The organism is Mechercharimyces sp. CAU 1602 (genome assembly GCF_024753565.1).
Lineage (GTDB): Bacteria > Bacillota > Bacilli > Thermoactinomycetales > JANTPT01 > Mechercharimyces.
The window spans coordinates 1,936,197-1,955,960 of record NZ_JANTPT010000001.1 but is presented as its reverse complement, the minus strand read 5'-3'; the positions used below and the strand labels follow the sequence as shown (position 1 = coordinate 1,955,960).

At 43.8% G+C, this 19,764-nt stretch carries 19 protein-coding genes; 14 read left to right on the top strand and 5 right to left on the bottom strand.

Annotated elements, in window-relative coordinates:
• Positions 1-100 precede the first annotated feature (100 nt).
• From NXZ84_RS10015 to NXZ84_RS10005, 3 genes are all read left to right on the top strand, one after another.
• Positions 101-433 carry a hypothetical protein gene (locus NXZ84_RS10015; RefSeq protein ID WP_258840111.1) on the top strand — a complete coding sequence of 111 codons (333 nt, stop codon included), beginning with the start codon at positions 101-103 and terminating at the stop codon, positions 431-433.
• A 194-nt stretch (positions 434-627) separates the two neighbouring features.
• Positions 628-1,443 (top strand): MBL fold metallo-hydrolase, encoded by an 816-nt coding sequence (locus NXZ84_RS10010; RefSeq protein WP_258840110.1) that lies wholly within the window; start codon positions 628-630, stop codon positions 1,441-1,443.
• Complete coding sequence (locus tag NXZ84_RS10005) at positions 1,440-1,853, top strand: VOC family protein (RefSeq protein WP_258840109.1); 414 nt, start codon at positions 1,440-1,442, stop codon at positions 1,851-1,853. Before NXZ84_RS10010 ends, NXZ84_RS10005 begins: the two co-directional genes overlap by 4 nt.
• Position 1,854: 1 nt before the next feature.
• Here NXZ84_RS10005 and NXZ84_RS10000 read toward each other — a convergent pair whose 3' ends face one another.
• Together NXZ84_RS10000 and NXZ84_RS09995 are read right to left on the bottom strand one after the other, a co-directional pair.
• Positions 1,855-2,640 carry an undecaprenyl-diphosphate phosphatase gene (locus NXZ84_RS10000; RefSeq protein ID WP_258840108.1) on the bottom strand — a complete coding sequence of 262 codons (786 nt, stop codon included), beginning with the start codon at positions 2,638-2,640 and terminating at the stop codon, positions 1,855-1,857.
• A 23-nt stretch (positions 2,641-2,663) separates the two neighbouring features.
• The gene (locus NXZ84_RS09995) at positions 2,664-3,095 is read right to left on the bottom strand and encodes a TlpA family protein disulfide reductase (RefSeq protein WP_258840107.1); all 432 of its coding nucleotides are present in this window, start codon (positions 3,093-3,095) and stop codon (positions 2,664-2,666) included.
• 244 nt (positions 3,096-3,339) lie between these two features.
• Between NXZ84_RS09995 and NXZ84_RS09990 the strand changes: the two genes are divergently transcribed.
• The 5 genes from NXZ84_RS09990 to NXZ84_RS09970 all read left to right on the top strand — a co-directional run bounded on the left by NXZ84_RS09990 (position 3,340) and on the right by NXZ84_RS09970 (position 8,348).
• On the top strand, positions 3,340-4,026 hold the full coding sequence (locus tag NXZ84_RS09990; protein ID WP_258840106.1) for a tetratricopeptide repeat protein: 687 nt from the start codon (positions 3,340-3,342) through the stop codon (positions 4,024-4,026).
• A gap of 109 nt (positions 4,027-4,135) precedes the next feature.
• Entirely contained in the window at positions 4,136-4,498 is a 363-nt protein-coding gene (locus NXZ84_RS09985; RefSeq protein WP_309495755.1) for a carboxymuconolactone decarboxylase family protein, read from the top strand.
• Positions 4,499-4,539: 41 nt separating this feature from the next.
• A complete protein-coding gene (locus NXZ84_RS09980; protein WP_483869638.1) occupies positions 4,540-4,764 on the top strand; it encodes a YuzK family famiily protein in 225 nt (74 codons plus the stop codon).
• Between the two features lie 148 nt (positions 4,765-4,912).
• Complete coding sequence (locus NXZ84_RS09975) at positions 4,913-6,706, top strand: M3 family oligoendopeptidase (protein WP_258840103.1); 1,794 nt, start codon at positions 4,913-4,915, stop codon at positions 6,704-6,706.
• 130 nt (positions 6,707-6,836) lie between these two features.
• Positions 6,837-8,348: a glycine betaine uptake BCCT transporter gene (locus NXZ84_RS09970; protein ID WP_258840102.1), complete on the top strand. Its 1,512-nt coding sequence runs from the start codon at positions 6,837-6,839 to the stop codon at positions 8,346-8,348.
• An 86-nt stretch (positions 8,349-8,434) separates the two neighbouring features.
• Here the strand turns inward: NXZ84_RS09970 and NXZ84_RS09965 are convergent, their stop codons facing one another.
• Positions 8,435-8,629 (bottom strand): hypothetical protein, encoded by a 195-nt coding sequence (locus tag NXZ84_RS09965; protein ID WP_258840101.1) that lies wholly within the window; start codon positions 8,627-8,629, stop codon positions 8,435-8,437.
• A 244-nt stretch (positions 8,630-8,873) separates the two neighbouring features.
• Between NXZ84_RS09965 and sufC the strand changes: the two genes are divergently transcribed.
• From sufC to NXZ84_RS09935, 6 genes are all read left to right on the top strand, one after another.
• A complete protein-coding gene (gene sufC, locus NXZ84_RS09960) occupies positions 8,874-9,662 on the top strand; it encodes a Fe-S cluster assembly ATPase SufC (RefSeq protein ID WP_258840100.1) in 789 nt (262 codons plus the stop codon).
• Positions 9,577-10,977 carry a Fe-S cluster assembly protein SufD gene (gene sufD / locus NXZ84_RS09955; protein ID WP_258840099.1) on the top strand — a complete coding sequence of 467 codons (1,401 nt, stop codon included), beginning with the start codon at positions 9,577-9,579 and terminating at the stop codon, positions 10,975-10,977. Before sufC ends, sufD begins: the two co-directional genes overlap by 86 nt.
• The gene (locus NXZ84_RS09950) at positions 10,974-12,194 is read left to right on the top strand and encodes a cysteine desulfurase (protein WP_258840098.1); all 1,221 of its coding nucleotides are present in this window, start codon (positions 10,974-10,976) and stop codon (positions 12,192-12,194) included. The genes sufD and NXZ84_RS09950 overlap by 4 nt, the downstream gene beginning before the upstream one ends.
• The gene (gene sufU, locus NXZ84_RS09945; protein ID WP_258840097.1) at positions 12,181-12,618 is read left to right on the top strand and encodes a Fe-S cluster assembly sulfur transfer protein SufU; all 438 of its coding nucleotides are present in this window, start codon (positions 12,181-12,183) and stop codon (positions 12,616-12,618) included. Before NXZ84_RS09950 ends, sufU begins: the two co-directional genes overlap by 14 nt.
• A 24-nt stretch (positions 12,619-12,642) precedes the next feature.
• Positions 12,643-14,067, top strand: coding sequence for a Fe-S cluster assembly protein SufB (gene sufB / locus NXZ84_RS09940; RefSeq protein WP_258840096.1), 1,425 nt, complete (start codon positions 12,643-12,645; stop codon positions 14,065-14,067).
• A 72-nt stretch (positions 14,068-14,139) separates the two neighbouring features.
• Entirely contained in the window at positions 14,140-14,721 is a 582-nt protein-coding gene (locus NXZ84_RS09935; RefSeq protein WP_258840095.1) for a YdeI/OmpD-associated family protein, read from the top strand.
• A 125-nt stretch (positions 14,722-14,846) separates the two neighbouring features.
• Here the strand turns inward: NXZ84_RS09935 and NXZ84_RS09930 are convergent, their stop codons facing one another.
• Positions 14,847-17,084, bottom strand: coding sequence for an immune inhibitor A domain-containing protein (locus NXZ84_RS09930; RefSeq protein WP_258840094.1), 2,238 nt, complete (start codon positions 17,082-17,084; stop codon positions 14,847-14,849).
• Between the two features lie 247 nt (positions 17,085-17,331).
• Positions 17,332-19,584, bottom strand: a complete 2,253-nt coding sequence (locus tag NXZ84_RS09925; RefSeq protein ID WP_258840093.1) for an immune inhibitor A — start codon at positions 19,582-19,584, stop codon at positions 17,332-17,334.
• Positions 19,585-19,764 lie beyond the last annotated feature (180 nt).

Here is a 19,764-nt window from a genome sequence, read left to right as displayed (position 1 = left end):
TCAACTTATAGTGAGATCAGACTATAACCGCTGGAGCTTATTCTGTATAAAATAGCAGGAGTGAATAGCGAGTAATAAGATGAGCGGGTGGGGGATGAGAATGAACAAAGGGAATACTATTCCTATCACAAGAAAGGTACAGGCGGTACGAAAAGCATTGGCAGAAAAGGATATAGCTAAAGTAGCGCGTGAGTTTCAAATTGCACCTGATGTATTAAGTGTATGGATTCGTCAATATATGCAAGGTGCGTTTACAGATGGAAAGCCCATTCATACACCCAAGAAAAATACGGGAAAAGAAAACAAAATTTCTGCAGGCGCTCCTATACAAACGAAGACAAATGCGGCATTTGCTGCTGAAAACCGGGTGTTAAAGCAGATTATTGGTGAAAAAGAGTTGTTGATCGCACGCCTGAAAAGACAAATACCATAAGCAATAAATACAGTTAAATGAGCGTTTAGCCCCCCTGCGATGCGTATGGGGGTATTACCATGGAGGCAGGAAGTTATTCTTTAGAGAGGTAAGCAAGAGATGGAGTGGTTTAAGAAACATCTTCCTGTAGAAAAGAGGACGTGATAAAATTAAACTGAACAGTCATTCATATTGATATTGGAAGGTGAGAACTCATGAGTGATTATATCATTCGGATGGATCATCGAGATGATGTAGTTTCGATGCGTTGTAGCTATCGATCTTTAGGCAGCTACATGAATTTTTGTACATACATGGTAGATGGATTGATGATAGATACCGGTCCTCCTCGTGGGAAGAAAGCGGTGGAAGAGTTTGTGCGTCAGGTTACACCTAAGCAAATAATGATCACACACCATCACGAGGATCACGTGGGCAATGCATCATGGTTGGTTAAGCGATTTGACGTGCCTCTATATATGACTAAGAGAACGATTGATACCATTCATGCGATGGATGTGATTCCATACTATCGTCGTACAGCGTGGGGGTCGCCACAGTGGATAACAGGGGAAGAAACCACAGGAGAGGTTGTAACTCCTCGTTATAGATTCCAAATCCTTCATACTCCTGGGCATTGTGATGATCATCACTGCTTATATGAAGAGAGTACCGGATGGCTATTTGCAGGTGATCTCTTTTTGGGCACAAGGCTGGCGACAGGAATTCGAGGAGAATCTGTGATAGAGATGATTGCTTCCATTGAAAAAATATTGGCGTATCGGATTACTACCGTTTTTTGTGGTCATGCGGGTAGAGTAGAAAACGGAGCGGAGGCTTTAAAAAAGAAGCTAGATTTTCTCTACTGGTTAGTAGATGAAACCCTAGCTCTACAAAAGAATGGATTGAGCAAAGCAGAGATGACATCGAAGTTGTTTAAGCGAAATCGGATGCTAGAGTGGTTTTCACTCGGTGATATGTCTCCTGTTCACTTGGTAGATTCAATTATTAAAGAGAGGGCGATTTCATGAAAGTTTCGTTCTCTCATTTGGATTATCAAGTTGTAGATTTAGCAAAGGCGAAACGCTTTTATGATCCCCTGATGGAGATGCTAGGGTTTCATCTTCGCCATGACGAAGAGACATGGATCTCATACGGGAACGGAGATATGAAATGGTGCCTCGTACAAGTTGAACAGCAATATAGTGAGGTTTCATTCCATCGCAAGCATCCTGGTCTCAACCATGTCGCATTTCAAGTGGAAAATCGTGAAGAGGTGGAAGAGATAGCGAATTTCTTGATGGAGCGCGGTGTTAATCTACTATACGATAGCCCCGGTCATTTTCATGATGAGTTTGATTACTATGCCCTTTATTTTGAGGATCCGTTCCGTTTGAAAATAGAGGTTGTTTTCAGTCATAAATATCAATCTATACCATAAATTAGAAATTATCACTATATTGAAGGATCAGGACAATGGCGCCTAGTGCCCACACGTAGACGGCAAAGCCTTTGAGCGACCCTTGACATAGTATGCGGATCATCCATTTTACAGCGAAATATCCACAGAGTGCAGCCGTCACGGTAGCCAACAATAAAGAGGAGAGTGGTAGGGAAAACTGAGTAGATGCGTCCGCAAGTTCCCTGCTTTGCAGGACAACGGCTCCCGTAATAGCAGGAATAGATAGGAGAAAAGAGAAGGAGGCTGCGCTCTTCTTCTCTATCTGACGTAACAAGGCAGCAGCTATCGTCAATCCTGAACGTGAGATCGCAGGCAGGATGGCCACCCCTTGAAAGGTTCCAATTATCAGCGCATCTCTTACACTAATCTGTTCCATTTCTTTGTACCCGGTTTCCTTCCACCGATCGGCAATCCAAAGTATACAGCCAGTAGCAAGAAACTCCCACCCGATCGTCTCCCCGGTCTGTGAAATGTTAGTGAAGAAGTCATTGAAAGTAAGTCCGATAAGAGCCGTGGGGATGGTTCCGATAAAGAGTAAACGAGCGAGTCGACCGAGGGGATTTTTGACGACGACCAAAAGCTCTTCCCTAAATACAATGATGACTGCTAACAAAGTTCCGAAGTGGAGCAGGGTATCTAAAAATAACCCTGCTTCATCCAAACCAAACATATGGCGACCCAAATAGAGATGTCCTGTACTACTGATGGGTAAAAATTCTGTTAAGCCTTGAATTATACCTAGTATCATCGCTTCAAACCATCCCATACATATTACACCTCACAAACATATTAAGTAGAACTTAAAAGCGTACCCAAGTCTGCGATGATATCAGAGAAAGGGACATGTTCATCATAACGACCTTGGATGATCCCTTGCCGATCGATTAAGATCGTGGTAGGAACAGAGGTTATACCATACTGATCATATACCTGCCTTCCACGATCTAAGAGGACAGGAAACGTGAAGCCGTGCTCTTCTATATAACTGGGAACTTCTGTGGGTTGGGGTTCGCGCCCACTTACATTGATTGAAAAAAACTGAATGTGCTCGGATTGCATTGAGCGATAAAAGACCTCTTTTTTGGGAAGGTCAGATTGGCAGGCAGGACACCAAGTAACCCAAAAAGTGAGTAGAATTAGCTTTCCATGGTATTCATTTAGGCAAAAGTGCTTGCCATCTTGTAGGCTGGGTAAACAAAAATTAGTGTCAGAAGTGGACATAGTAAATCCTCCCCTATGGTTTGTAAAGGTAAATAGTATAGTGGGTGTGTTAAATTATTGGTATTGTACCACGACTACAGGTGAGGAGAACTTGTCCCTGAGACAATCATATGTATCTTTTTCTCCAATGATGAACGTAAGTTATTTCCTTCTTGGTCGAGTTCACTAAACTGGAATGTTGCCCTTTATGTGCTCATGGTAAACTAGAAAACAAATGATCAATAGGTAGTGGAGGATGAGAGTCATGGATTCGTTAACTAATTTAAAAAATGAAGCAGAGTCATGGGTAGCCCATCAATTACCAAAAGGGTTCTTCGCCGACTTTCATGATATGAATAACCGGATGTTAGTGGCAGTGACCTGTATGCAACAAGGAAAACGCGAGTTAGCTTATCGGATTTTTGCTTCGCTGGCAGCAGAAGGGGCGCAGGAAAATCCAAATCGTCACTTTGCTTATGTACGCAGTTTAGTGGAGTTGGCAGAAATGGATGCAGATAAGGGCGACTATCCGTTAGCTGCACAAAGAATGGAGGAAGCATTGCCAGCTTATCCTATCTCAATGGGATATATGATGAGCCGTGTTCATCTGGAAGTATATTTGTGCTATTACTGGTTTCAAGCAGGAGAGAAAGAGAAGGCCCATCAAGAATTAAAAAAGATTATTGCGCGTGAAAAAGAGCGGTTTGATGCTCTAGCCCTAGAAGATGGCATAAATTTAGTTACCCCAGGTTTAGGGTATGCAGTGCATCAACTTGCCCTCCTTTATGCGGAAGAGAAGGATTGGAGAATGGCAGTAAACACGTTCCTCACTCTCCATCCATACGCTAAAGAAGTAGTGAAAGATGAATGGGATTTAGCGGAAGCGTTAGCGGAAAAGAATGAGTGGGAGGTCGCTTTTCAGCATTATGCGTCGGCACTTGTATACGAATAAAAATGTGAATGAAATAGGGTGAAGTCGTGCAGGATAACGTTGAATAAGAGCATTCCACATTTTCCGATGTTTTTTGGGTTTGGGGAATGGGTAAAAGGAGGTGTGTGGGTTGGAAGCTTCAATTATTCAGCAATCCTTGCACGATTATAAAGAAGGTCTGGGTCAATTTGAAAGGGAGTTACCCGAAGTAGCACGGGAGTACAGTCAGTTTACGCAAGCCTGTTTTGCTGATGGGGAAGTGTCTAAGCAAACGAAGCACCTCATTGCGCTTGCCCTAGGTGTTATGACCAATGATGAATACTGTATCATCTACCATACTAAGGGTGCGGTGGATCAAGGTGCGAGTGCTAAAATGGTGTTAGAAGCCTCAGCCGTAGCAGGAGCTTTTGGTGGTGGAGCAGCCATGGCGCAGGCGGTTACCCTAGTACAGGAAGCGTATCAAGAGTTTTCTCAGCAATCGCTGCAACATTGACCAGCATTTGATTTTTTTATTCATTTTTGTTAGTATTGATAGTGAATTCTGAAGGGAGATGCTTATTTATTTTATCCAACGAAGTCACGCAGTCGATCTCTGATGCAATGTATCGCCATCATGATGTTCCTTATGCACGGTATGTGGAGAATTTTGATGTGCGTTTGAAAGTAGAAGCGAAGCGTGAGCAAGAACATCGCATGGTTAGGAGTATGACACGTGAGGCACTGCAAGGAGCAGACCGCTTAATAGCCTCCGGAAAGTAATCCCGCAAACCGGCGATGCATCCGTTGGTAGCGTCGAATCGGGTGAGAAGACCCCCTATCTTTTGGGGGTCTTCTTTTTCAATTTCTGGTATGATGGATAATGAAGAGAGTATTTATACATACAATTTAAAAATGAGGGGATGAAATGATGGGTATGAACTACAGCTTAACGTGGGACTTGGATCGTTTCTTTGCAGGAGGAAGCACATCGCCTGAATTAAAAGCGTTTATAACAGAAATGAATGAGGTGTTGAAAGAAGTAGAAGAAAAAGTAAATGATCTCATTCCAGCAGAAACAGTGACAGCTCATACCTTATGGATTGAGATTGCTGAGGGAGTGCAGGAGGTTGGAGCACGCCTGGTTCATGGGCTCTCTTTCGTAGAATGTCTCGCTTCAGCAGATACGCGTGATGAGCAGGCTCAATTGGTACGCAGTCAACTAATGCAATTGGACGCGGCTTATCAATCCGTGTTGGTGGTATGGGAACAAAAAATGGTAGCTGTCTCAGAGGAAGATTGGAAGCATTTATTGGCAGATGCGAAGCTGGCACCTATCTCCTTTAACTTAGAGGAGATGCGCAGACAAGCGAAAGAGAAGATGCCTGCCGAACAAGAAAAAGTGGCAAACGACCTCGCTGTAGATGGATATCATGGTTGGGGAGAGCTTTATAGTAGTATTATTGGGCGTATCACGATCCCCTATGAGGAGAATGGTGAGACCACAATAATGTCAGTAGGTCAATTGGCAAATAAAGTAGAAGCGGGCGATCGCGAGGTGCGGAAACGAGCATTTACTGCTTTAAACAAGGCTTTTGAAGAGAATGCTGATCTGGCGGCAATGGCACTAAACCGATTAGGTGGATTCCGCTTGCAGCTGTATAAGCACCGTGGATGGGAATCTGCTTTGAAAGAGCCACTCTCTATAAATCGTATGCAGGAAAAAACACTTCAGACGATGTGGGAGACGATTGCGAAGAACAAGGGCATCGTGGTGAAATATTTAGAGCGGAAGAAAGAGCTGCTAGGTATTGAAAAGATGGAGTTTTACGATGTTTTTGCGCCTCTTAGTGTGGAAGAGAACAAAGTTTCTTATGATGAAGGAGCAAACTTCATCATGGAGCATTTTGAGCGTTTTGATCCTCACATGGCAGAGTTTTCTAGATTAGCGTTTAGTGACCGTTGGATTGAAGTCGAAGATCGTTCCCATAAACGCCCAGGCGGGTTTTGTATTGACTTTCCGATGGCGAAGGAATCGCGAATTTTTATGACATACTCTGGAACTGCTTCTAACGTATCTACTTTAGCGCATGAACTGGGACACGCTTATCATCAATATGTGATGAAAGAGCTTCCTTATTTTTCACAAGGCTATGCGATGAATGTGGCGGAAACAGCTTCTACCTTTGCAGAGATGATCGTGGCAGATGCTTCAGTGAAACAGGCGCAAACGGAAAAGGAGAAGTTGGCACTTCTAGAGGAAAAGCTGCAGCGCGGGGCTGCGTTCTTTATGGATATTCATGCTCGGTTCTTGTTTGAGACTCGCTTTTATGAAGAGCGTAAAGCTGGTCCAGTTAGTATTGAGCGTTTGAAGGAGCTAATGGTTGGAGCCCAAAAAGAGGGGTATAGTGGGGTGTTGGATAACGAATTTGATAACTTCTGGATTTCAAAACTTCATTTCTATATTACAGAAGTTCCTTTTTACAACTTCCCTTATACTTTTGGATATCTGTTCAGTATGGGCATTTATGCGCGTGCTTTGGAAGATGGTGAAGGGTTCGCAGAAAAGTATGTGGATCTGCTGCGCGACACCGGGCGTATGCAAGTGGAAGAGTTAGCAGAAAAGCATTTGCAGACCGACTTGACTCAACCAGATTTCTGGCAACGAGCGATTGATGTATATGCAGAAGATGTGGAGTTGTTTTTGCAGATGACAAAAAAATAAAGGTAAAAACGACGGGCTCTAGGATTATCTGGGGCTCGTCTGAGTCTCAACAAGATTTAAGTTTTATTTTGGGTCAAACAGGGAAACTAACGTTGATGTGAAGAAAACCTAAATTTCAAGGAGGGGAACGATGCAACAGCAAAAGTGGACAACGGTGTTTCTTGTGTCTGTCAGTGTTACGCTACTCCTGATCATCTGGGGCGTAGTAAATCCAGACAGCTTAAATTCCGTTACTTCTGATGTACAAGGATTTTTGCAAGTGAAGTTTGGATGGTTCTACTTACTGTCTGTCACTTCTTTTCTCGTGTTTGTTATCATTTTAATCTTTACTCGTGCGGGTAATATTCGATTAGGTAAAGATGATGAGGAACCAGAGTATAGTTATCTTTCATGGTTTGCGATGTTATTTAGTGCCGGTATGGGGATTGGCTTAGTTTTTTGGGGCGTAGCTGAGCCGATGTATCACTTTATAAGTCCCCCTGTAGGAGAGGGTGGTACCACTGAGGCTGCGCGAGTGGCGATGAAATACTCTTTCTTTCATTGGGGACTTCACCCTTGGGGCATTTACACTTTAACAGCATTAGCATTAGCTTACTTTAAATTTCGCAAGGGTGCACCGGGACTGATCAGTGCAACGTTTACACCGCTTTTGGGTGACCGGGTTAATGGTCCCATAGGGAAAACGATCGATGTGTTGGCCGTGTACGCAACTGTAATAGGGGTGGCTACTTCGCTCGGGTTGGGCGCGATGCAGATTTCCAGTGGACTCAACTTTTTAACAGGAATCCCTAATGATAGAATGACTCAGTTAATGATTATTGCTGTCGTTACTGTTCTATTTATGATCTCGGCAGGAACAGGATTGAACAAAGGAATCAAGTACTTGAGTAATACCAATATGGTATTGGCGTTAGCGTTGATGGTATTCATTTTATTCGTGGGGCCGACTAACTTTATTATCAATTTCTTCACTACAACCATAGGAACATATATACAGGAATTGCCTACGATGAGTTTGCGTGTAACCCCCTTTACTGAATCAGATTTGGCTGGCTGGATTCAGGATTGGACGATCTTTTATTGGGCATGGTGGATCTCTTGGGCGCCTTTTGTAGGTATGTTTATCGCTCGTGTTTCCCGTGGCCGTACCGTTCGAGAATTTGTTATCGGTGTATTGGCTGTACCAACATTGTTGAGTGGGATTTGGTTTGCTACCCTGGGTGGAGCAGGGATTTACTCGGAGTTATTTGGTAAAGGCGGCATCAATAATGCGATGACTGATTCAGGGACAGAGGTGGCTCTCTTTACGCTCCTGTCTCAGCTTCCTTTAAGTGGTATCACTTCAACGCTGGCTGTCTTATTGATTACTACGTTTTTTATTACCTCCGCTGACTCTGCTACTTTTGTGTTAGGTATGCAGACAACGAATGGACAGCTTAATCCTCCAAACCGAATTAAGTTTACCTGGGGGATTATTCAAGCGGCATCAGCTGCCGTGTTACTTTATGCCGGCGGACTTACTGCATTGCAGATGGCAGCCATCATCGCTGCGTTCCCATTTGCTTTTATTTTGATCGGGATGTGTATTTCTCTTGCTAAGTCATTTAAAGCTGATATAGCAGCAGAGAAAAAAAAGAAGTAGAAAGATGATATTAATAAAAACCAGGGTCTGATTACAAGATCCTGGTTTTTTTATTATGTTTAAGGGAAAAGATGATGAAGTGCACTCTATCTACTTTCTTCGTCACTTTGGGTTATCCCCTTTTTTAATGTGGGCTTAGAGGAGCGGGGCAAATACCATCCTTCACCAATATGATGATATAGAGCACGATTCTTTTTATGCAAAGGACAAAAGTTGCAACGACCACCTGGACGCTGTTTATAACACTGAATACAGCGAATAGGCTTATCTGGTTCACTCATGGTGAATCGTCCACCCTTCTTCTTGGGGAGTGGCTTATGGATCTAATTGAAAACTGTTTGCTTTCACCTTGATATACCTGTGCACATGAGATAGAATGAAATGAGAATCAGATGATAATCAATCTAAAAAGAGAAGAGGCTGTAACGCTCTTATCGTATCAAAATGTTTGCGTATAGCAAAGGATTGATCTAAGGGCGACAATCACTGTTGGGGGAAGCCCGTAGCTAAATGGAGGAATGCCAAATGTCAACTACACCAAATTTAAAAATAGAAAATTTGCATGCGACAATCGAGGAGAAGGAGATTCTCAAAGGAGTAAACCTTGAGGTAAAAGGTGGAGAGATTCATGCCATCATGGGTCCGAACGGAACAGGGAAAAGTACTCTTGCTTCCGCACTGATGGGTCATCCCAAATATGAAATCACCTCAGGTACAGTCTCTCTAGATGGAGAAGACGTTTTAGAGATGGAAGTGGATGAACGTGCTCGCAAAGGACTCTTTCTCGCTATGCAATATCCAAGCGAAGTAAGCGGCGTAACCAATTCTGACTTCTTGCGGAGCGCGATCAATGCAAAGCGTGAAGAAGGCGATGAGATTTCTATTATGAAGTTCATTAAGAAGTTGGATAAAACGATGGAAAGCCTCAATATGGATGAGTCCTTCGCATCTCGCTACCTGAATGAAGGTTTCTCCGGTGGAGAGAAAAAACGGAACGAAATTATGCAGATGATGATGTTGGATCCGCGTATCGCGGTCTTGGACGAAATTGATTCCGGTTTAGATATTGATGCCTTAAAAGTAGTGGCAGATGGGGTAAATGCGATGCGCAAACCGGAGTTAGGTGTCTTGATCATTACGCACTATCAGCGTCTGCTTAACTATATTAAACCAGACTTTGTCCATGTGATGATGCAAGGTCGCATTGTCCGCTCCGGTGGACCTGAGCTTGCAGAGAAGTTGGAAGCAGAAGGTTACGATTGGATTAAAGAAGAACTGGGTATCGAAGACGAGACTGTTGGACAACAGGCGTAAGGCGGTGGCAAAAATGACAACAGAACTAGAAAAACAAATTAACCCAGAAATCGTAACCCAACTCTCCCAAAGTCAACAAGAACCGGAATGGATGTTACAATTCCGGTTGCAGGCTTTGGAATCGGCGAAACAACTTTCACTCCCACGAGTGGAAAAGACCAATATCAACAAGTGGAACTTTAGTCAGTTTTCCTTAAAGAGTGAGCAGGAAGTAGCGGACACGAGTGCATTACCCCAAGAAGTACTCTCTTTGATGAGTGATGAAGAGAATGCAAGCCTTGTTGTTCAGAAGAACTCCAGTGTTATCTGGAAAAATGCTAGCAGAGCATTAGAGGAACAAGGAGTTATTTTTACTGACTTAGGAACGGCGGTTCGAGAGCATTCCGAGTTGGTAAAGAAGTACTTTGGCCAGGCAGTGGCGAAAGATGAACACCAACTGAGTGCGATGCACGGGGCACTTTGGAGCGGAGGGTTGTTCCTCTATGTGCCTAAAAATGTAGATGTGCAACAATCGCTACAAGCTATTTTTTATAACGAAGGAAACGGTGTGGGCATTATGCCGCATGTGCTCGTCGTTACGGAAGAGAATAGTCGCGTCAACCTGGTATGTAACTACACAGGTGACAGCGAAGCGAGTGCTGTGGTGCAAAATAGCGTAGTAGAAGTATTTGTTGGTGCAGGCAGTCATGTGAGCGTCGCTACCCTTCACAATCTAGGGGAAGATTCTGTTGATGTTGCTTATCGTCGCGCTATGGTAGGCCGTGATGGTTACATGGAATGGATCGTAGGTGAATTAAACCACGGGCGTACTCTTTCAGACAATACGACCCATCTAACTGAACCAGGTGGTCACACCGATGTACGCACTATCGCCGTAGGTTCAGGTAGTCAACGCTCTAATCTCACTTCTGCTGTCTATCATGTAGGGACGGATACCGAGAGTGACATGAACGTGCGCGGTGTGATGAAAGATAAAGCGCAGACAATCATGAACGGGATCACCAAGATTGAGAAAGGTGCCAAACGGGCAAATGGGGTGCAAGCAGAAAAAGTGCTAATGCTGGATCGCGGTGCACGTGGTGATGCTAACCCGATTTTGCTTATCGATGAGAATGATGTAAAGGCGGGACATGCTGCTAGTGTAGGACAGATTGATCCGATGCAGTTGTTTTATCTAATGTCGCGTGGGATCCCCAAGCGTGAGGCAGAAAAGCTCGTAATTTATGGGTTTTTAGGGCCAGTACTAGATGCAATTCCCTTCGAAGCGATCCGTAAACAAATGGTGAGTGTGATCGAGAGGAAGCTTAGCCAATGAGCTCGCATAAAAAAGATTTTCCCATTCTCGACCAAGAAGTGAATAGCCACCCTCTAGTATATTTAGATAGTGCGGCTACATCGCAAAAGCCACAGGTAGTGATTGATGCACTTAATTCCTATTATCAGTTGATAAATTCAAATGTGCATCGCGGTGTCCATACCTTGGGTACGAGGGCGACTGATGGATATGAAGGGGCGCGTGCCAAAGTGCGCCGCTTCATCCATGCTAACTCGAGTAAAGAGATTATCTTTACGCGTGGGACAACGACCGCACTTAATCTGGTTGCAGCGAGCTATGCACGGGCAAACTTATCGGCAGGGGATGAAATACTCTTGTCGCTAGCCGAACATCACAGTAATCTAATTCCCTGGCAGCAAGTGGCGAAGGCTACAGGTGCAAAGCTAACCTTCTTCCCACTAACGGAAGATGGCTGTATCGATATGGAAAAAGCGAAGGAGAAAATTACGACTCGGACCAAGTTGATCGCTGTTGCACATGTGTCCAATGTATTGGGGTCAGTTAACCCGATTAAGGAATTAGCACAATGGGTGCATGCCCAGGGCGGTGTCATCGTAGTGGATGGTGCACAAAGCGCTCCTCACATGAAAATTGATGTTCAGGAGTTAGACTGTGACTTTTTTGCCTTTTCTAGCCATAAGATGTTAGGCCCGACAGGGATAGGGGTATTATACGGCAAAGAGTCGCTACTGAATAATATGGAACCGATCGAATTTGGCGGTGAAATGATTGATCACGTGGACTTAACTACCTCGACATGGAAAGAGTTACCGTGGAAGTTTGAAGGTGGTACCCCGATTATCGCTGGAGCGATTGGTTTGGGAGCAGCGATTGATTATCTCGAATCCATCGGAATGGATCAGATCGAAGCACACGATCGCAGGTTGACAGCGTATGCTCTTCAGGCATTGGAAGAGATCCCGGGATTAACTGTCTATGGTCCGCGTAAGAACCGTATGGGTTCGGTTACGTTTAATGTCGATCAGTTGCATCCTCATGACTTGGCGACGATCTTGGATGCGAGCGGAATTGCTGTTCGTGCTGGTCATCATTGTGCGCAACCTCTTATGCGATGGTTAGAAGTTTCGGCAACGGCCCGAGCTAGCTTTTATATCTACAACTCAGAAGAAGATGTCGATCAGTTAGTGCTAGGTATACGCAAAGCGAAGGAGTTTTTTAGCAATGTCCTTGGATGATTTATACCGTCGCGTCATAATGGATCATTATCAAAACCCGCGTAATCGGGGACGGATCGAAGAGGGCGCGGTCACCGTCGACTTAAATAACCCAACATGCGGGGATCGTATATCTGTGCAAATGCAGATTGAAGATGGTACAATTAAGGATGTGAAGTTCGAAGGAGAAGGTTGCTCAATCAGTCTCGCTTCAGCTTCGATGATGACACAAGCTGTTAAAGGGTTAACTTTAGACGATGCCTTGGCATTGGTTGATATATTTTCGCGAATGATGCAAGGGGAAGAAATTGATGTAGAACAGTTTCCAATCGAAGATATTGAGGCTTTGAGCGGAGTATCTCGTTTCCCCGCCCGGATCAAATGTGCTACGTTAGCATGGAAGGCATTGGAGCAAGCATCAGCGGATAAGAAGAAAGAATCGTAAAGATCCTTTAAGGAGGGATTGAGCATGGCAAAACAAATGCCGGATATTTCCGATTATCAATATGGTTTTCGTGATAAAGACGTGTCGGTGTTTCGTTCGAAGCGCGGTTTGAATCGCCAGATCGTAGAAGAGATTTCACGCATGAAAGAAGAACCTGAGTGGATGTTAGATATTCGTCTCAAAGCATTGGAGCAGTTTTATAAAATGCCAATGCCGAGTGCGGAGAACAGTAAATGGTTTTCCTTGTTACCAGGAGACTTAAGCGAGCTTGATTTCGATAACATCACCTACTATGTAAAACCTTCGGAGCGTCAAGGAAAAACATGGGAAGAAGTACCAGAGGAAATCAAGTATACGTTTGATCGTTTAGGTATTCCAGAAGCAGAACAGAAATTTTTGGCAGGTGTTTCGGCTCAGTATGAGTCTGAAGTGGTATATCACAGTATGCAGAAAGAGCTTGAAGAGCAGGGTGTTATCTTCTGTGACACTGATACCGCAGTGAAAGAGTACCCTGAACTTGTAAAAGAATACTTTGGTAAAGTGATTCCGACTACCGATAATAAATTTGCCGCCTTAAATACGGCTGTGTGGAGCGGTGGTAGTTTCATCTATGTACCAAAAGGTGTAAAGTGTGAAGTGCCATTGCAAGCGTACTTCCGTATTAACTCCGAAAACATGGGGCAATTTGAGCGTACCTTAATCATTGCGGATGAGGAAAGTTTTGTTCACTATGTGGAAGGTTGTACCGCACCGATCTACAGCACCGATTCACTTCATAGTGCGGTGGTAGAAATTGTGGTAAAAGATCATGCTCGTTGTCGATACACGACCATTCAAAACTGGGCACCTAATATTTACAATCTCGTAACCAAACGAGCGGTGGCTGAAAAAGGTGCTCATATGGAATGGGTGGACGGTAATATTGGAAGTAAGTTGACGATGAAATATCCGGCTGTTGTGATGAAGGGTGAAGGAGCAAAGGCAGACGTTCTTTCCATCGCAGTTGCAGGTAAAGGGCAGCATCAAGATGCAGGTGCTAAAGTAACCGCATTAGCGCCTAACTGTACTTCTACCATTGTCTCAAAGTCGATTAGTAAGCATGGTGGGAAGGTAACGTATCGAGGTCTGTCTAGCTTTGGACCTAACTCACAAGGCTCCAAATCGAAGGTAGAGTGCGATACCTTGATTCTAGATGATATCTCCACCTCGGACACGATCCCGTACAATGAGATCAAAAACGAAGATATCACCCTTGAACACGAAGCGACTGTAAGTAAGGTGAGTGAAGAACAACTTTTCTATCTTATGAGCCGTGGTCTCAGCGAAGAAGAAGCAACTCAGATGATCGTGATGGGCTTTATTGAACCCTTCACGAAAGAGCTCCCGATGGAGTACGCAGTGGAAATGAACCGCCTCATCAAGCTAGAGATGGAAGGTTCGATTGGATAAATGTAAAATGCAATCACCCTTGGTATAGCACATATGCCAAGGGTGATTTTTTGGATGAGAGGATGATCTTTGATGACAAATAAGAATCGTAAGGTTGATGGATTTTTAAGACAAGTTAAAGAGTGGAATGAAGAATATGTGGAGTTACGAAATATCGTTCTTGCCTGTGGGCTTACTGAAGAATTTAAGTGGATGCATCCGTGTTATACGTTTGGCGGAAAAAACATAGTCTTAATACATGGATTTAAAGAATATTGTGCGCTACTCTTTCATAAAGGTGTCTTGTTACAAGATACTCACGAGATTCTCATTCAGCAAACGGAGAATGTACAGGCTGCGCGTCAGATTAGATTTTCGAATGTTCAAGAAATATTTGAAATGGAACACGTATTGAAATCCTATATTTATGAAGCGATTGAAGTTGAAAAAACCGGTTTGAAAGTGAAAAGAGATACAGAAATCACAATTTCAGAAGAGCTTCAGAATAAATTCGATGAAATTCCTGCCTTGAAAACTGCTTTCGAAGCCTTGACTCCTGGACGGCAAAGAGCATATATTCTTTATTTTTCTCAAGCAAAACAAATGAAGACTCGCCAGTTAAGGGTTGAAAAATATGTAGAGCACATCCTAAATGGAAAGGGAATGAATGATTAGTTACATAATTTAGGATGATAAGGGGGTGGCTCGTAGGAGCTATTCCCCTATTATTTTGACGGGAAGTGGTAAGAATTAAAACAAATAAAGAACAGCCCTGCTCATGAGCAGGGCTGCTTGTACAGTTACTTATCGCGAGATACTTTGATTATTACCGATTTATTGAAGTCCTCTAAGACTTTGATCTTTACGCCATGACGAGGGAGGATTTTGCCCACCTCTTCTGCACCTGGTAGGGTGTAATCACGATAGTCATAGAAGCTGGAGACTCCTCTTAAACCTTCATAATTGAGATCCCCAAAGGTTCGGAAGTTTTCAAGATGAATACCGCTGGTTTTGTTTTTACCGAAGGCGGCATCTACTAATTGGTATCGCTCTCCTGCGGGGGTACTGGTATCATCGTTCCAGTAGTGTACACGCTGGTGAGCGTCAACAACTCCGATGAAGCCTTCACCAGGGTGATTACTGGTTCTATTATCTTCTCCAAAACGTCCATCATAGTACCAGACCAAAAGTCCAGGGTCATAACTCATGAAGTTATCCCCACGGCGGATTTTACCTAAGCCTTGATCCATACCGTGATGGGTGCGGTATTCGACTAGATAGTAGTTGGGCTGTGGAACGCCGGCGCCATCAAATTTCTCAAAGCCGTTTAGTGTAAATACAGTTTTGTCATCAGCGTTGTCTTCCAGAAGTGTTTCTCCATCGGCAGTTAACTTGATGTTATCGATGTAAAAAGCTTCGAGAGCTAAGCCACCATCAGTAACATAGTTAAACTGAATTTGAACTTTTTTATTAGTAAATGCAGATAAATCTAGTTCTTCTGTGACCCAGTTACCTTCTGTGGTGTCATCGTAAACTTTTACTTGGGTGACTTCATTTGATGCTTGATCAATAACATTTACATACAGATAATCATAGGCAGTTTCGATTTCGCGCCAGTTGTCGAAGCTAAGTTTCACGTCTGTTTTCCCACTTAGATCGATAACGGGAGAGGTCAACTTGGTATTGAGGTTATCTCCTTTAGTGGAGAAATACGATTCGCCCTCTTTAGGCTGGGTAGGCGGATCGAGATAGAGATCAGGCAAATTGATTTTTAAAAGCTTGTTGTTTGCTTTGGTCGAATTAGCTTCACGTAGCCAGTAATATTTGCTATTAAATATACCACGACCAAGATCATTCAGATTAATTTCTGTTGGTTCTACCCAGTTGCCCCCAAAGGTAACTTGCATGTAGAGACGAGACCAGGCATCCATACCAGAAGGTTGTCCACCACCAATTTCACCAGCCCAGCTACCAGCAGACATAAGAGACCAGTATCCGACCGGGGAACCCAGTCCACTGGTATCATATAAATCGGGTAGTCCAAGGTTGTGAGCATATTCGTGTGCAAAGACCCCAGGAGCCCCATCTTCTGGCTGGATCATGTAGTCGAAAGCGAGCAAGGAAGTTCCAGGAATCGCCGTAGGTTGCTGTAACCCCCAGCGATGTGACCAGATCGCATCTTCACCTAGTTCACCACCGCCTGCTTCTTCCCCTACACCAGAGTGAACGATCATCAAGTTATCGAGCATGCCATCTGGTTCCATGATATTGCCATCCCCATCGATGTCATAAGGATCTCGCTGATCGTATTTTGCTTCGTTACCTTTAATCATTTGCCCTACAGATTCAAGGGTTTCTACGACGAGCTCACGAGGATTCTTATCGCCGTATTCGTTATTGCCACCATAATATTCAGCATTATGATTGGCTTCCACCCATTCAGTCGCTTCTCCATCAATCTTCCAAGATCCGCCCGATTGCTCTTGGTAAAATTGATTGACCGAGAAGACCCCAGTACCTTCCGGAGTGGTGTAACCGTCTTTGTTAAACATCATTTTCTCATAGTGACTAGAGTTGAAATCCTTAGTGTACATATAGCCAGGATCTTCTTGCAAGCGGTTGTGCTTATAGTCTGGAAATTCAATCAATGCGAGCACGATATTATCCGTGTAGGCGGATTGATTGTTCTTACCACCATCAAACAAATTTTTGTCTATCTTTTCTTTCCCTTTTTCTTGTATTCGCTGTAAGCCAGCAGCAGCTTTTTGTCCTGCTTTCGTAGAGGTGTCAATCCCTTGAGGGATTTTACGGTCTCCCACGTATTCTTTAATCGCTTTTTCAATCTCTTTTTGCGATGCATTTTTCTTTAACAAGCCTCGTTCTTGTAATGAATCGGCTAGTCGCTCTTCGTTTACAATACCCCAGTCAATTTTGGGCATTGCATTACTGGTGGCTTCCGCGGAGGCAGGTGCCGCAGGTGCACCCATGGCAGTGAGTACAAGTGCAGATGATACTAAGGCCGTTAATGTTTTCTTCAAAGCTAGCGTCATCCTCTCTTTAGTAGTAAGTAGGTTGGGAGAATAGATCGTGGACAAAAATTAAGAATGTCCTGAATAAATCCCACTAATGTATTTCGACTCTTAGGAAAAGGATTCCTGCTTCATTGTATAGAAGGGTCATTTCGTGATTTTTATACTAAATATAACAATCTCTTTTTACGCTATCGATACAAGAACAAGAAAAACCCCGTTCAACACGAACGGGGTTTTTCTATCTTATTTACTCTTACTTTTCGCGCGAGATCTTGATCATCGCGGATGAATCGAAGTCTGCGAGGACTTTGATTTTAAGACCATGACGTGGGAGGATTTTCCCAGCGTCTTCTGCACCTTTGAGGCTGTAATCACGGTAGTCATAGAAGGATGACGTTCCTTTAAGACCATCGTATTTTAGATCGCCCAAGGTACCGAAGTTGGTTAGGTCAACACCTTTGGTCTTCTCTTTACCGAATGCAGCATCGATCATTTGGTAACGGCTATCGGCTGGTGTGCTTTTATCATTGTTCCAGTAGTGAACGCGTTGATGAGCGTCAACCACTCCGATAAAGCCTTCACCTGGGTGATCGCTGGTACGGTTATCTTCACCGTAACGGCCATCATAGTACCAGACAAGTAGACCTGGGTCATAGCTCATCAGGTTATCACCACGACGGATTTCACCAAGACCTTGGTCGGTACCATTGTGGGTGCGGTATTCAATGAGGTAGTAGTTTGGATATGGGATACCATCACCATTAAACTTTTCAAACCCATCTAATGTGAATACTGCTTTGTCATCTGCGTTATCTTCAAGGACGGTGCTACCATCAGCAGTTACTACGATGTTATCTAGATAGAATGCTTCAAGAGCGAGCCCACCATCAGTAACGTAGTTAAACTCGATTTGAACACTCTTACCAGCGAAGGCAGACAGATCGATTTCTTCTTTTACCCATTTTCCTTCGGTGCTATCATCGTATACTTTGACTTCGGTTTTTTCACCGGTTGCTTTGTCGATCACGTTGATGTAGAGATAGTCATAATCTGTTTCAATTTCGCGCCAGCTGTCAAAGCTGAGTTTTACTTCCGTCTTACCGGAGAGATCGATTACCGGAGAGGTCAACTTGGTGTTGAGGTTATCTCCTTTGGTGGAGAAATACGATTCTCCTTCTTTCGGTTGGGTTGGCGGAGCCAACGTACGGTCAGGCAAGTTTACTTTGACCATCTTGTTTGTTGCGTTGGTGGAAGAAGCTTCACGCAGCCAGTAGTACTTGCTGTCAAATACTCCCCGACCTAGATCTTCAAGATCTATTTCGATTGGATCTACCCAGTCACCACCAAAGGTAACTTGCATGTATAGACGGGACCAAGCATCCATACCTGTCGGACGTGCGCCAGCAATTTCACCAGCCCAGCTACCGCCAGACATGAGAGACCAGTATCCTACTGGAGAACCAAGACCACCATAAGCGGTATCGTACATATCTGGAAGACCGAGGTTATGTGCATATTCATGAGCGAATACACCTGGAGCTCCATCTTCAGGTTGAATCATGTAGTCAAAAGCTTTAAGGGAGGTACCTGGAATATCAGTAGGTTGCTTTAGGGACCAACGGTGGGACCAGATTGCATCGTCGCCCAAATCGCCACCACCTGCTTCTTCACCCACACCGGAGTGAACGAGCATCAAGTTATCCAGTAAACCGTCTGCTTCCATGATTTCGCCATCGCCATCGATATCATACGGATCGCGCTGATCGTACTTGGCTTCATTACCTTTGATCATGTTCCCTACAGATTCAAGGGTTTCTGTAACAAGAGCACGAGGGTCTTTATCGTTGTCGGACTCGTTGTTACCACCATAGTAATCGGCGTTATTTTTTGCTTTGATCCAATCCGTTGCTTCACCGTCGATTGCCCAGGTTCCACCGGATTGCTCATCATAAAATTGGCTTACAGTGGTCATTTCAAGACCTTCTGGGGTGGAGTAACCTTCATTTGCAAACATCATTTTCTCATAGTGCTCGGGAGTGAAGTCCTTCGTATACATGGAACCTTCTTCTTGCTTCAAGGTGTTGTGAGCATAGTCAGGAAATTCTACCAAAGCGAGAGCGATGTTATCGGTATAAACATCTTTCTTCTTTGTTTTACCCCAGTCGAAGAGGTTGCTATTGATCAGCTTTTCAGCTCGATCTTGCACCTTCTTCAGCCCATCTGCAGCTTTGCGACCTGCTTTGGTCGAAGTATCAACGCCATCTGGAATTTTGCGGTCACCCACATATTCCGTGATCGCTTTTTCTACTTGTGCTTGCGAAGCGTCCTTTTTTACTAGGCCGCGTTCTTTCAATACATTTGCCAAACGATCATCGTTTACGATCGACCAATCGATCTTTGGCTGAGAGTCTCCATTTAATTTTCCTTCGGCAGATACCGACGGAACGCTCAGGGCTGTAGTTAGCACGAGAGCAGAAGACAATAAGGCAGTTAGGGTCTTCTTCAAAAATGTTCATCCTTTCCTTAATAAGAGATAACGGGGTATAAGACCGGGTAACGATACAATTAGCCCGAATAACATTCCCACTCTTATTCATTCGTCGTATCTCTTAGATTTCCTCCCTCTTTTTAAGAGATTATATAAAAAAATCTATGAAATTAGTAGTTCTTCTACCAGATTATATGT